Source organism: Devosia sp. MDV22-iso42, assembly GCF_058629155.1.
The window spans coordinates 166,081-180,292 of the sequence record NZ_JBZVWR010000012.1 but is presented as its reverse complement, the minus strand read 5'-3'; the positions used below and the strand labels follow the sequence as shown (position 1 = coordinate 180,292).

Sequence of the window (14,212 nt, the reverse complement as noted above, 5' to 3'; positions counted from 1 at the left end):
TCCTACCTAGCGGCGTCGCGCGCCTTGACCTTGCGGCGCGCGGCATGCAGGAGCGGCTCGGTATAGCCACTGGGCTGGTCGGCGCCGTGCAGCGCCAGGTCCAGCGCGGCCTGGAAGGCGACCGACTGGAAATTGTCGCCCATCGGCCGATAGAGCGGATCGCCCGCATTCTGCCGATCCACCACCGCGGCCATGCGCTCGAAGGTGGCTGTCACCTCGTCGCGGCTGACCAGGCCGTGGCGCAGCCAGTTGGCCACGGCCTGCGATGAGATCCGGCAGGTGGCGCGGTCTTCCATCAGCCCGACATTGTTGATGTCAGGCACCTTGGAACAACCCACGCCCTGCTGCACCCAGCGCACCACATAGCCCAGAATGCCCTGGGCATTGTTTTCCAGTTCGCGGGTGATCTCCTCGCGGCTGAGCGAGAACGGCGCCTGCACCGGCATCGAGAACAGCTCGCCCAGGCCCGGCAGGGCCTCGTTATGCCGGCGGCGCTGCGCCGCGAAGACGTCGATCTGGTGATAATGCAGCGCATGCAGCGTCGCCGCCGTTGGGCTGGGCACCCAGGCGGTATTGGCGCCGGCATTGGGATGGCCGCTCTTGGCCGCCATCATCGCCGCCATGTCGTCGGGCCGGGCCCACATGCCCTTGCCGATCTGCGCCCGACCGGAAAGACCACAGGCCAGGCCGATCAGCACATTGCGATCCTCATAGGCACCCAGCCAGCGCTCATTCTTGATCTCGTCCTTGCGTAGCACGGCGCCGGCTTCCATGCCGGTATGGATCTCGTCGCCGGTGCGGTCAAGGAAGCCGGTATTGATGAAGAACACCCGAAACCGCGCTTCATAGATCGCCGCCTTGAGGTTGGCCGAGGTGCGGCGCTCCTCGTCCATGATGCCGATTTTGATCGTATTGGGCTTGAGGCCCAACATGGCCTCGACCGAGGCGAAAATCGCGCAGGCAAAGGCCACTTCCTCGGGCCCGTGCATCTTGGGCTTGACGATATAGATGGCACCGGTCGTGCTGTTGACCTTGTCATGCCGGGCGCAGAGCACGGTCAGCACCGCGTCCATCAGCCCTTCGCCGATCGGCTTGCCCTCGAACAGCACCGCGTCCGTCGTCATCAGATGGCCCACATTACGCACCAGTTGCAGTGCCCGACCCTTGAGCACCAGATCACTGCCATCCACCGCGGTAAATACACCGTCCTGCTTGAGCCGGCGGGTGACCTGTCGCCCGCCCTTTTCGAACGTGTCCTCGAGCGTACCGTTCATCAGGCCCAGCCAGTTGCGATAGACGCCGACCTTGTCCTCGGCATCGACGGCGGCCACCGAATCTTCGCAGTCCTGGATGGTCGTCAACGCCGATTCCACGATGATGTCGCTCAGCCCTGCCGCATGCGCCGCGCCGATGACGCTGCCCTTGTCGATGGCCAGGATCGCATGCAGGCCGTGGTGGCGCAGCACGATCTCTGCCTTGTTGCTGTCGCCGCCCTCGCCATAGGCGACAAAACCCGCCTTGTCCTGCAGCGTCACCTGGCCTGAGCCGCTGTCGATGACCAGTTCGGCCACCCCGCCGGTCGTCACCACCCGATAGGCAGTCACATCTCGATGGCTGCCCTGGCTCAGCGGGAAACTGGCATCGAGGAATTCGCTGGCCTTGGCCACCACGGCGGCGCCCCGCGCCGCATTATAGCTCTTGCCAGGCGCCAGCTCGCCGTCGCGGGCGATCACATCGGTGCCGTAATAGGCGTCGTAAAGGCTGCCCCAGCGCGCATTGGCGGCATTGAGCGCATAGCGGGCATTGCTGACCGGCACCACCAGCTGCGGGCCGCACAGCGTGGTAATTTCGGGATCCAGCCCCTCGGTCTCGATGGTGAAATCGACGGGCTCGGGCACCAGATAGCCGATTTCGCGCAGGAAGAATTCATAGCCCTGCGGATTGCTCGCTACCGGCCCGTATTTGTGATGCCAGTCATCGATCTGGCTCTGCAACACGTCACGCCGCGCCAGCAGCGCGACATTGGTGGGCATGTGTTCTTCCACAAGGCCTGCAAGGCCCGTCCAGAACTGCTCCGCCGTGACGGCAAGCCCGGGCAGCGCTTCTTTTTCGACGAAGTCGACCAGCAGGGAATGTACCGAAAGGCCGGATTTGGTCTGATAGTCGCTCATGAAGCTCTTCCCTGGATCAAGTGCTCCAGACTTAGGACAAGGCCGGCTCGCTCACAACCCGCCTAAAGTCGACTTCATCCTTGCGCCCGCGACATAGACCTCGGCAATGGAGCGGTCGTCGCCCAGCGTCTGCAGCAGGAACAGTTCCTCAACCAGTTGCGTCGCCGTCTGCATGCGCAGCGCCATGGCCGGCGTCGCCGACGAATTGAGCACGACCAGGTCTGCCGCGCAGCCCGGCGCAATGGTACCGATCGTGCCCTCCAGCGACAGCGCCCGGGCATTGCCCAGCGTCATCATGTAGAACGAATTGAACGGCGTCAGTCGCTGGCCGCGCAATTGCAGCACCTTGTAGCCCTCGTCCAGCGTGCGCAGCATGGAAAAGCTGGTGCCGCCGCCAATATCGGTGGCCACCCCGATCCGCACGCCATGCTGGACCAGCCGCGCGTGATCGAACAGGCCCGATCCCAGGAAGAGGTTGGAGGTCGGGCAGAACACCGCCACCGCGCCGGTTTCCGCCAGCACGCCGGTCTCGCGGTGGTTGAGGTGTATGCAGTGACCCAGCAGCGTCCTGGGCCCGAGCAGTCCATAAGATTCGTAGATGCCGGTATAGTCCGGTGCCTCCGGATAAAGCTGCATCGACAGGGTGATCTCGGCGTCATTCTCGCTGAGATGGGTCTGCACATAGGCCTCGGGGTGCTCTTCCACCAGCGCCTGCGCCGCCGCCAGTTGCGCCGGGGTCGAGGTAATGGCAAAGCGCGGCGAGATGGCATAGAGCCCGCGCCCGCGGCCATGCCAGCGGGCAATCAGCGCCTTGCTGTCATCGTAGCTCGACTGCGCCGTGTCGCACAGCGCCTCGGGCGCGTTGCGGTCCATCATCACCTTGCCGCCGATCATCAGCATGTTGCGCTTTTCCGCCTCGGCGAAAAAGGCATCCACCGATTGCGGCGCGCTCGAGCAATAGGCCACCGCCGTGGTCGTGCCATTGCGGATCAGCTCGTCATAGAAAGCGCTGGCGACAAAGTTGGCATGCCCCTGCTGGCTGAACTTCTGCTCTTCCACAAAGGTATAGGTATTGAGCCATTCCAGCAGCGAGCCGGCATAGGAGGCGATCATCTGGCTCTGCACATAGTGCAGATGGGTATCGATGAAACCCGGCATGATCAGGTGCGGGCGATGGTCGATCAGCTCGGCATCGCCGACCGCTGCCGCGTCGAAATTTCCAACCGAAACGATCTTGCCATCGACGATGCCGATGGCGCCGTCCTCGATGTAGGAATAGCTCGCCGCGTCATCGAGCCCCTGCGGCTCGCTGACAAAACTCAGCACCCTTCCGCGCAATATGGTCATGCTCACAGGGACGACCCCTCGCGAAACCATTCCACCAGCAGGGCCCGCTCGTCATCGGTCATGCCGCTGACATTGCCCGGCGGCATGGCATGGGCATAGCCTGCCTGCAGCACGATATCGCGGGCATGGTTGGCAATGGCAATGTTATTGTCGAGGATGACGTTCTTGGGCGGCTCATAGACCCCTTCCCAGGCCGGCTCCGCCGTGTGGCACATGGCGCAGCGCGTCTGCACCGTCAGGCTGGCGGCGGCGAAATGCTTTGCTGCCAGAAAGGGCTCGGCCGCCCGAGACTCCACCGCCTCTCCTGCCGAACCCGGCACTTTCGGCCCGCTCGACAGCCAGGCGATGAGGATGAAGAGCACCATGGCCACGGGCCAGGTCCAGTGCGGATTGCCCTTGCGGGCATGACGAGTGTTGAAATAGTGCCGGATGACGACGCCGACCAGGAAGATCAGCGAGGCGATGATCCAGTTCCACTGCGTGGCAAAGGCCAGCGGATAGTGGCCGCTGAGCATGAAGAAGATCACCGGCAGGGTGAGGTAATTGTTGTGCAGGCTCCGCTGCTTGGCGATCTTGCCATATTTGGCATCCGGCACGCGCCCGGCCTTGAGATCGGCCACCACGATGCGCTGGTTGGGAATGATGATCATGGCCACATTGGCCGCCATGATCGAGGCGGTGAAGGCCCCCATATGCAGCAGCGCGGCGCGGCCGGTAAAGACCTGGGTATAGCCCCAGCTCATCGCCACCAGCACGACAAACAGCACCAGCATCAACCCGGTCTGGCTCTCGCCCAGCGGCGATTTGCACAGCCGGTTATAAATGACAAAGCCCAGCACGATCGAGCCCATCGACAGCAGGATCGCCGCCCAGTTGGGCATGTCGAGCACATTGCGGTCGATGAGATAGAGGTCGGCGCCGACATAATAGACCAGCACCAGCAGCATGAAGCCGCTGATCCACGTCCAATAGGCTTCCCATTTGAACCAGGTCAGGTGCTCGGGCAAGAAGTCCGGCGCCACCAGATATTTCTGGATGTGGTAAAAGCCACCGCCATGCACCTGCCACTCCTCGCCATGCGCCAGCGGCGGCAGGCTGGGCGTCTTGCGCAGGCCCAGGTCCAGCGCGATGAAATAGAAGGACGAACCGATCCAGGCCACGGCTGTGATCACGTGCAGCCAGCGCACGGCAAACATCAGCCATTCGTAAAAAATGATGTGATCGGGCATCGTCTTGTCTCGTTTCTTTGCAATCTCCCAGGCGGGATAGGAACGCCCTGACGCGTTCAACGCAGGTCAGGATGGAGGCGCACAAGTAAAAGGGGCGGACGACGCCCGCCCCTCTCAAATCAGCTCGAGCCGCAGCTTATGCTGGCGGGTTCACGCCTTCGACATACCAGTCCATGCTCAGCAGTTCGGCATCGGTCAGGGTCACGCCAGCGGCGACGCGCTCGGCGCCGGTGTGATCATTGATCGGGCCGGTAAAGATGTTGAACGTGCCATCGATCTGGCCCTGCTTGATGGCTTCGGCGGCGGCAACGACGTCAGCGGGGATCGACCCGTTATATGGCCCGATCATCACTTCGCCTTCCTTGAGGCCCGGCCAGCGGTCGGCGCTGGACCAGGTACCGTCGATAACGGCCTGCGCGGACTGCACATAGGTGGGGCCCCAATGGTCGATGATCGAGGTCAGTTGCGCCTTGGGCGCAAAGGCACTCATATCGGCGCCCTGGCCGAAGCCACCGACAATGCCGCGCTCTTCGGCAACCTGCAGCGCTGCGGGACCGTCAGTATGCTGGGCAATGATGTCGATGCCCTGATCGATCATGGCGCGCGCCGTATCGGCCTCCTTGGCCGGATCGTTCCAAGTCGAGATATAGACCGGGGTGATCTCGAAAGCCGGATTGACCTTGCGGGCAGCCAGCACGAAGGAGTTGATCCCGAGCACCACTTCGGGGATCGGGAACGAGCCGATATAGCCGGCCTTGCCGGTCTTGGACAGGTGGCCGGCAATGGTGCCGCAGACGGCGCGGCCTTCATGGAAGCGCGCATTGTAGGTCGCGACATTGTCGCTGCGCTGATAGCCGGTGGCATGCTCGAACTTCACGTCCGGGAACTGCTCGGCCACCTTGATGACATAGTCGCCATAGCCGAAGCTGGTGGCAAAGATCAGCTTGTGGCCGGACTGGGCCAGTTCGCGCAGCACGCGCTCGCAGTCCGGACCCTCAGGCACGTTTTCCACGATGGTGGGCTCGGCAACGGCATCGCCCAGCGCTTCCTTCATGAACTTGGCGCCTTCGGAATGGCCGAAATTCCAGCCATTGTCGTTGACAGTGCCGATCAGCATGAAGCCGACCTTGAGTGGCTCGGTCTGGGCAAAGGCATGGCTGCCGAACAGCGGCAGCGCGGCGGCAGCACCACCGATCTTGAGAATATTGCGACGCGAGATTGTCATCTGTCTCTCCTGAGTGACTTTTCTTGGTGATCGAGCGCCATGTCCGTGGCGCTCAATTGCTGGGCAGGAACGGCTTGCCGAGGCAGGCCGGTGCATTGGTTGAAGCATCGCGCCGGATTGAAATCAGCACCAGCACGACAATGGTCGCGAGATAGGGCAGAGCGGCCCAGAGTTCGGAGGGAATGGCGCTCAGCGGCCCGCCGCCGGCCTTGGCGTAAAGCTCCATGGTCATGACGAGACCAAACAGATACGCTCCCGCCAGCAGACGGAACGGCTTCCAGGCGGCAAACACCACCAGCGCCACCGCGATCCAGCCGCGCCCGGCCGTCATCCGCTCGGCCCATTGCGGCGTCAGCAGCAGCGGGAAGCACGCGCCCCCGATGCCGGCCATGGCGCCGCCAAAAGCGACCGCGGCATAGCGCACGCCGATCACCGAATAGCCGATCGAATGAGCCGAATGATCGTTCTCGCCGACCGCGCGCAGGATCAGCCCGGCCCGCGTCTTCTTGAGGAACCACCACACGGCAAAGACCAGGATGAAGGCGAAATAGACCAGGGCCGAATAGCCGAACAGCACGCGCCAGATCGGATGGGTGGCCAGTTCGGCGGGAAACAGCGGCCCCAGCAGGGTCACCGGCCGCGCGCTATAGCCCTGCCCCGCCAGCGCCGAAAAACCGGTGCCGAAAATCGTCAGCGCCAGCCCCGTCGCGGTCTGGTTGGCCGAGAGGCTGAGCGTCAGAAAGCCGAAGATCATCGAGGTGGCTAGTCCCGCCGCCCCGGCCAAGAGGATTGCCAGGTAATGATTGCCGGTCAAAAACACCACGACAAAGGCGGTGATCGCCCCCATCAGCATCATGCCCTCGACGCCCAGATTGAGCACGCCGGATTTTTCCACCACCAGTTCGCCCAGGGCGGCGATCAGGATCGGCGTCGAGGCGCCCACCACGGTGACGATGATGGCAATGATCAGCTCGACACTCATGCGCGCGCCTCCCGGGCCGGCGTCACCCGCTTGATGCGGTAGCGCACCAGGATATCGCCCGCCAGCAGGAAGAACAGCATCATGGCCTGGAACACCCCGGTGGCCGAACTGGAGAGGCCAATGCTGGTCTGGGCCACTTCGCCGCCGACAAAGGTGATGGCCATGACAATGCCGGCAAAGATCACGCCCAGCGGATTGAGCCTTCCGAGAAAGGCCACGATGATGGCGGTAAAGCCGTAATTGGTGGGAAAGCCCGGCACCATGCGCTGGAAGGGCCCCGCCACTTCGAGCATGCCCGCCATGCCCGCCAGCCCGCCGCTGACCAGCATGGCCAGCCAGATCGTCTTGTTTTCCGAAAAGCCGCCATAGCGCGCCGCATGCGGCGCCGCGCCGACCACCCGCATCTGGTAGCCGAACACCGAACGGGACATGATGAACCAGGCGATCAGGGCGACGATGATGGCGATGGGCACGCCCGCATGCACGATGGTGCCGGGAATGATATTGGGCAGCAGCGCATCCGCCGCAAACCGCCGCGTCTGCGGAAAGCCCATGCCCATCGGATCCTTCCAGGGCGCGCGCACCAGGTAATAGATCAGTTGCACCGAGGCATAGGTCAGCATCAGGCTGGTCAGGATCTCGTTGACCCCCAGCCGGGTCTTGAGGAGCGCCGGAATGGCCGCATAGGCCGCGCCACCGGCCATGCCGGCCAGAAACATCAGCGGCAGGATCCACCAACCGGTCATGCCATAGGTCGCCAGCGCCACCCCGGTCGCGGCCAAGCCGCCCATGACATACTGCCCCTCGGCGCCGATATTCCAGACATTGGCGCGATAGGCGATGGACAGGCCTACCCCGATGATGATCAGCGGCGCCGCCTTGACCCCCAGGTCCTGCCATTTATAGGCATTGGTCAGCGGGGTGAAAAAGATCTCGCGCACCGCGCCGATCCCGTCAAAACCCATCAGCGCAAAGAGGATGGCGCCCGTCACCATGGTCAGCAGCACCGCCGCGACGGGGGTGGCGTAAAGCATCAGTGTCGAGGGTTGCGCGCGCTTTTCAAGCTGGAACTGCATCGCGCTCCTCCCCTGCCCCATGCACGCCACCCATCAAGAGGCCAATCTCTTCCACGCTCATTTCGGCATTGGGCCGGGCCGGCGACAGGCGGCCCATATTGATCACCGCCAGCGTATCGCACAGCGCCCGCAGCTCATCGAGATCCTGGCTGATCACCACGATGGCCGACCCGGCCGCCGCCAGATCCACCAGCGCCTGGTGAATGGCCGCCGCCGCCCCGGCATCGACGCCCCAGGTCGGCTGGCTCACTACCAGGACACTCGGCTTTTGCAGGATTTCGCGGCCCATAATGTATTTCTGCAGATTGCCGCCCGACAGGGAGCCGGCCATCGAGGCCGGCCCCAGGGCCTTGACGGCAAAATCGGCGATCACCTGGCCGGTATAGGTCCTGGCGGCGCCCGAATTGATCAGCCCCAGCACCACCATGCCGAGCCGGTCACGGGCCGTCAGGATGGTATTGTCGCTCAGCGAAAACTCGCCCACCGCCGCATGGCCATTGCGCTCCTCGGGCACGGCGCAGAGCCCATATTTGCGCCGCCCGGTCGTGTCGAGCAGGCCCAGCGGATAGCCATCCAGCGTCACGCTCTGGCTGTCATCGCTGCGGATTTCGCCCGACAGCGCGTCGAGCAATGCGTTCTGCCCATTGCCCGCCACCCCGGCAATGCCGACGATCTCGCCGGCCCGCACGGTAAAGCTGACATCATCGACAGGCACATCGAAATGCCCCGCCTTTGTCGTCGACAGCCGCGACACCACCAGCTTGGCCTCGCCCAGTTCGCGGCCTGCGGCGCGCACGATATCCTTGAGCCCGGCGCCGATCATCTTCTCGGCCATCGAGCGGCTGGTTTCCGCCTTGGGATCGCAGGTATCGACCAGCCTGCCGCCGCGCAGGATCGTCGCCGTGTCGCACAGCGCCTTGATCTCATGCAGCTTGTGGGAAATGTAGAGAATGGAGCAACCCTGCGCCGCCAGCTTGCGCAGCACCGCGAACAATTGCTCCACCTCCTGCGGCGTCAGCACCGAGGTCGGCTCGTCCATGATGAGCAGCTTTGGGTCGAGCAGCAGCGCCCGCACGATTTCGATGCGCTGGCGTTCGCCTACACTCAGCGTCGCGACGGTGCGATGCGGATCGAGCAGCAGACCATACTTGAGCATGACCGCGCGGATGCGCGCTTCGAGTTCGCGCCCCGGGATCTTGGCGTCCATGCCCAAAGCGATGTTTTCGAGCACGGTGAGGGCTTCAAACAGCGAGAAATGCTGGAACACCATGCCGATGCCCAGCTTGCGGGCGGCCTTGGGGTGCGCCACGGTGACCGGCGCGCCATCCCAGACCATCTCGCCGGCATCGGGCTGCATGATGCCGTAGATCATCTTGACCAGGGTGGATTTGCCGGCGCCGTTCTCCCCCAGCAGGGCATGAATCTCGCCCGGCCGGACGGCAAAGCTGACATTGTCATTGGCCAGCACGCCCGGAAAGCGTTTGGTGATGCCCTTGAGTTCGAGCCGATATGGCATGCTAACGTCCAATGGTCACCCCCGATGTCTCAGGGGTGCGGACCCGGTCAGTTTCAGCTTCCCATTGCCCAATGTGGACCATTATTTCGGCCGCCGCCAGTGCCGCTATGACGGCCGGCCGCTTATCCCCAAGCCCCATCTGGCCGATGGGCAGCACCAGCCGTTCAAGCGCCAATGCCGAGCCGCCCTCACCCCGATACCAGCTGGCAAAGCGCGCCCGTTTGGTAGCCGACCCGACCATGCCGATATAGGGGCTGTCGACCCGTGCCAGGGCCTCCTGGGCAATCAGAAAGTCGAGGGCATGGTCATGCGTCAGGATGACAAAGCTGCTGCCCGGTGGCGCTGCGCGCACCACCGCTTCGGGCATGGCCACGGCCCGCGACGCGATGTGCGAGGGCAACAGGTCCAGCTCGTCGCGCCGCGTGTCGATCACTTCGAGCTGCACCGGCAGCAGTGCCAGCATCTGCGCCAGCGCCCGCCCGACATGGCCGGCGCCGAAGATATAGACATGGGGGAGCGCCGCGTCCTCGGCTGCCACCTGCGCCAGCAGCGCCGCACGCCGCGCCGCATCGGCATAGTCGAGACCGACCACGACCCGTCCACCGCAGCACTGGCCGATTTCGGGCCCCAGCGGCACATCCATCGCCGCCTTGGCCTGGCCTTGGGTGATCAGCCTTCGGGCATGGTCGATCACCATATATTCGAGCGCCCCGCCACCAATGGTGCCGAACAGGCCGGCCGGCCCCACCAGCATGAAGGTCCCCTGCTCGCGCGGCGACGAGCCGCGGACCGAGGTCAGTTCACAGACGATGGCGTCAGGATTGGCCGTGAGGAAAGCGGCGAGTTCGGTGGCGCGAGGGATCATGTTGGCTCACCCGCACCCCGCGCCTTCATCCGCTGCACGCCCATCAGCACGCGCTCAGGGGTCACCGGGGTATCGAGACGGGGGGCGATGGCATAATCGGCCACGCTGGCCACCGCCATCGACAGCGCTTCCACCACGCTCATGGCCAGCATGAGCGGCGGCTCGCCCACGGCCTTGGAACGGCCAATGGTCGGCTCGGCATTGACCGACCACTCGGCCAGCTTGACGTTGAAGATCGGCGGTACGTCGCTGGCCAGCGGGATCTTGTAGGTCGAGGGCGCCTTGGTGCGCAGCTGGCCCTTGGCGTCCCAGACCAGTTCCTCGGTGGTCAGCCATCCCATGCCCTGGATGAACCCGCCCTCGATCTGGCCGATATCGATGGCCGGATTGAGCGAACGCCCCACATCATGCAGGATATCGACGCGATCGACGGTATATTCCCCGCTCAGCGTATCAATGGTGACCTCGCTGACCGAAGCGCCATAGGCGTAATAGTAGAACGGATGGCCGCGCCCGGTGGCCCGGTCCCAGTGAATCTTGGGCACCTGGTAGAAGCCGGCGGCGGAGAGCTGCACCCGGTTCATATAGGCCGAGGCCGCCAGCTCGGCGAAGGGCACGAAGACCCCGCCCGCCTCGATGCCACCGGGCACCCAGAGCACGGCTTCGGGCGCGCACTGGTAGAGCTTGGCGGCGTGGGCCACCAGCCGTTCCTTGATCTGCCGCGCCGCATCCCAGGCCGCCATCCCATTGAGATCGGAGCCCGACGAGGCGGCGGTGGCCGACGTATTGGGCACCTTGCCCGTGCTGGTGCCCATGATCTTGACCACGTCGAGCCCGACGCCAAAGGCATCGGCCAAAACCGCCGCCACCTTGATATAGAGCCCCTGCCCCATTTCGGTGCCGCCATGGCTAAGATGGATCGAGCCATCCTTGTAGACATGCACCAGTGCGCCGGCCTGATTGTACCAGGTGGCGGTGAAGGAAATGCCGAACTTGACCGGCGTCAGGGCAATGCCCTTCTTGAGCACGGGACTGCCCGCATTATAGCTCAGGATCGCCGCGCGCCGCGCCTGGTAGTCCGAACTGGCCTCGATCTCCTCGACCACGCGATGCACGATATTGTCGGTTATCGTCTGGTGATAGGGCGTGATGTTGTTGCTGTCGGTGCCGTAGAAATTGGCCTTGCGGATCTCGAGCGGGTCACGCCCCAGCGCATAGGCAATGTCCTCGATCCAGCGCTCGGCCGCCAGCATGCCCTGCGGCCCGCCAAAGCCGCGAAACGCGGTATTGGAAACCGTATTGGTGTAAAGCGGCTCACTGCGCACGCGCACGGCCGGGTACCAATAGGCATTGTCGGCATGAAACAGCGCCCGGTCGGTCACCGGACCGCTGAGGTCCGAAGAAAAGCCAGCGCGCGCGCCATAGACCGCGTCCACCGCATGGATCCTGCCGGTCTCGTCATAGCCGACATCGTAGTCGACGACGAAATCGTGCCGCTTGCCGGTGGCGGTCATGTCATCGTCGCGGTCGGGACGGATCTTGCAGGCGCGGTTCCACTTTTTGGCAGCCAATGCGGCCACGCAGGCAAACAGGTTGCTCTGGGTTTCCTTGCCGCCAAAGCCGCCACCCATGCGCCGCACATTGACAGTCACCGCATGCAGGCGAATGCCCAGCACCTGGGCCACCATGACCTGCACTTCGGTGGGATGCTGGGTCGAGGAAAACACCGTGACGTCCTCGTCCTCGCCCGGCACGGCCAAGGCAATATGGCCTTCGAGATAGAAATGGTCCTGCCCGCCGATCTCGATACTGCCCTTGACCCGGCGCGGTGCGCCCGCGAGGCCCGCGTCGACATCGCCGCGCTCGAGCGTCAGCGGTGGCGTCACCAGTGTGCCGCCCGCCGCCTGGGCCGCCCGCACCGTGGTGGCAAAGGGCAGATCCTTGTAGGTGACCTTGGCCAGGTGTGCCGCCCGTCGCGCCTGGTCCCGCGTCTCGGCGATCACAGCAAACAGCGGCTGCCCCCAGAAGTGGACTTTGTCCGTGGGCAGCAGCGGCTCATCATGGCTGTGGTTGGAACTGACATCATTGTCGCCCGGCACATCGGCTGCCGTCAGCACGCCGATCACCCCCGGCGCCGCCCTGGTGGCGGAAAAGTCGATACTGACGATCTCGGCATGCGGCTTGGTCGACAGCCCCAGATAGGCATGCATGGTGCCGGCCGGCTCGACCATGTCGTCAATATATTCGGCCGTGCCGGTGACATGCTTGGGCCCGCTATCGTGGCGGACATCCTTGTGCAGCGTGGCCAGGGTTATGGCGGTCTGATGCTTGTTCATGCCACCTCCCGCCGCAGCCGCTGACCTTGCCCCGTCGTTTCCAGATAGAAACGCTGCAGCAGGTTCTGCGCGCTGAGCAGCCGGTATTCGGCGCTGGCCCGCATGTCGGAGATCGGCTGGTAATCCTCGGCAAAGGCTGCCATCGCCAGATCGATGGTCTCCTGCGTCCATTTCCTGCCTACAAGCGCGGCCTCGACGGCCTTGGCCCGCTTGGGTGTCGCCGCCATGCCGCCAAAGGCAATGCGGGCCATGCCCACCATGCCGGCATCGCTGACAAACACCCGGAACGCACCGCACAGCGTGGAAATGTCCTCCTCGCGCCGCTTGGACAGCTTGTAGACGGCAAACTTCTCGCCGGCCGGCAACAGCGGCACGGTGACGCTTTCGACGAACTCGCCGGGTTGGCGGTCCTGCTGGCCATAGGCGAGGAAATAGTCTTCGAGCTTGATCTCGCGGCGATGTTCTCCCCGCCGCAACGTCAACCTTGCGCCCAAGGCGATGAAGGGCGGCGGCGTATCGCCGATCGGCGAGCCATTGGCGATATTGCCGCCAATCGTGCCCATATTGCGCACCTGCTCACCCGCCACGCGGTCCCACAATTCGGCCATGCCGGGAAAAAACTCGGCCAGCACCGGCTGTGCCTGCGAATAGCTGACCCCGGCATAGAACCGTACTTCGCTGGCATTCTCGGCAATCGCCCGCAGTTCCTGCAGCTGGCCGATAAAGATCACCGGCCCGATGGACCGCATGAACTTGGTGACCCACAGGCCCACATCGGTCGAGCCGGCGACAATGGTCGCTTCGGGGTTGTCCGCATAGATCTCGGCAAAATCATCAAGGCTCGCCGGCACGATGATGCGCTCCGCACCCTCGCCGATCTCGACCCGGCTGCCATCATGGATGGCCTTGATCTGCTCCTTGAGCGCGATGCGCTCGGCCCAGAGCGGGTCGCCCTGCGGCAGACCGTAGGTCGACATCGCCTTGCCGGCGCGGATGATCGGGGCATAGCCGGTGCAGCGGCACAGATTGCCCTGCAGCGCCTTTTCGATGGCGCCCTGGCTCGGGTCGGGATTGCGCATCCACAAGCCATAAAGGCTCATCACGAAACCCGGCGTGCAGAAGCCGCACTGGCTGCCATGGTGATCGACCATCGCCTGCTGCACCGGATGCAGATTGCCGTTCTCGCCGCGCAGATGCTCGATGGTGACCACATGGGTGCCGTGCAGGCTGCCCATGAAGCGGATGCAGGCGGTTACCGAGTCATAGATAATCTCGTCGCCCATCAGCCGGCCGACCAGCACCGTGCAGGCGCCACAATCGCCCTCGGCGCAGCCTTCCTTGGAGCCGCGCAACCGCCGCTCCAGCCGCAGCCAGTCGAGCAAAGTCGTATCCGGCTTCACGTCGGTCAGGCTGATCGCCTCGCCATTGAGGATGAAGCGGATGGCGTTGGAAACCACGGTCATGC

At 64.1% G+C, this 14,212-nt stretch carries 10 protein-coding genes; all 10 read right to left on the bottom strand.

The features are described 5' to 3' along the window. Positions 1-2 precede the first annotated feature (2 nt). A complete protein-coding gene (locus tag AC4NN3_RS15740) occupies positions 3-2,171 on the bottom strand; it encodes a malate synthase G (protein WP_491928031.1) in 2,169 nt (722 codons plus the stop codon). A 51-nt stretch (positions 2,172-2,222) separates the two neighbouring features. Further along, positions 2,223-3,524, bottom strand: a complete 1,302-nt coding sequence (guaD, locus tag AC4NN3_RS15735) for a guanine deaminase (RefSeq protein WP_491928030.1) — start codon at positions 3,522-3,524, stop codon at positions 2,223-2,225. Further along, entirely contained in the window at positions 3,521-4,747 is a 1,227-nt protein-coding gene (locus AC4NN3_RS15730; protein WP_491928029.1) for a urate hydroxylase PuuD, read from the bottom strand. The genes guaD and AC4NN3_RS15730 overlap by 4 nt, the downstream gene beginning before the upstream one ends. 136 nt (positions 4,748-4,883) lie before the next feature. After that, entirely contained in the window at positions 4,884-5,972 is a 1,089-nt protein-coding gene (locus AC4NN3_RS15725; RefSeq protein WP_491928028.1) for a BMP family ABC transporter substrate-binding protein, read from the bottom strand. 52 nt (positions 5,973-6,024) lie between these two features. Next, complete coding sequence (locus tag AC4NN3_RS15720) at positions 6,025-6,954, bottom strand: ABC transporter permease (RefSeq protein WP_491928027.1); 930 nt, start codon at positions 6,952-6,954, stop codon at positions 6,025-6,027. Beyond that, positions 6,951-8,030 carry an ABC transporter permease gene (locus tag AC4NN3_RS15715; protein ID WP_491928026.1) on the bottom strand — a complete coding sequence of 360 codons (1,080 nt, stop codon included), beginning with the start codon at positions 8,028-8,030 and terminating at the stop codon, positions 6,951-6,953. Before AC4NN3_RS15715 ends, AC4NN3_RS15720 begins: the two co-directional genes overlap by 4 nt. Continuing rightward, positions 8,014-9,546 (bottom strand): ABC transporter ATP-binding protein, encoded by a 1,533-nt coding sequence (locus tag AC4NN3_RS15710; RefSeq protein WP_491928025.1) that lies wholly within the window; start codon positions 9,544-9,546, stop codon positions 8,014-8,016. The genes AC4NN3_RS15715 and AC4NN3_RS15710 overlap by 17 nt, the downstream gene beginning before the upstream one ends. A gap of 1 nt (position 9,547) precedes the next feature. Next, positions 9,548-10,411 (bottom strand): xanthine dehydrogenase accessory protein XdhC, encoded by an 864-nt coding sequence (gene xdhC / locus AC4NN3_RS15705; RefSeq protein ID WP_491928024.1) that lies wholly within the window; start codon positions 10,409-10,411, stop codon positions 9,548-9,550. Further along, positions 10,408-12,747 carry a xanthine dehydrogenase molybdopterin binding subunit gene (xdhB, locus tag AC4NN3_RS15700; protein ID WP_491928023.1) on the bottom strand — a complete coding sequence of 780 codons (2,340 nt, stop codon included), beginning with the start codon at positions 12,745-12,747 and terminating at the stop codon, positions 10,408-10,410. The genes xdhC and xdhB overlap by 4 nt, the downstream gene beginning before the upstream one ends. Next, the gene (xdhA, locus tag AC4NN3_RS15695; protein ID WP_491928022.1) at positions 12,744-14,210 is read right to left on the bottom strand and encodes a xanthine dehydrogenase small subunit; all 1,467 of its coding nucleotides are present in this window, start codon (positions 14,208-14,210) and stop codon (positions 12,744-12,746) included. The genes xdhB and xdhA overlap by 4 nt, the downstream gene beginning before the upstream one ends. Positions 14,211-14,212: the final 2 nt, after the last annotated feature.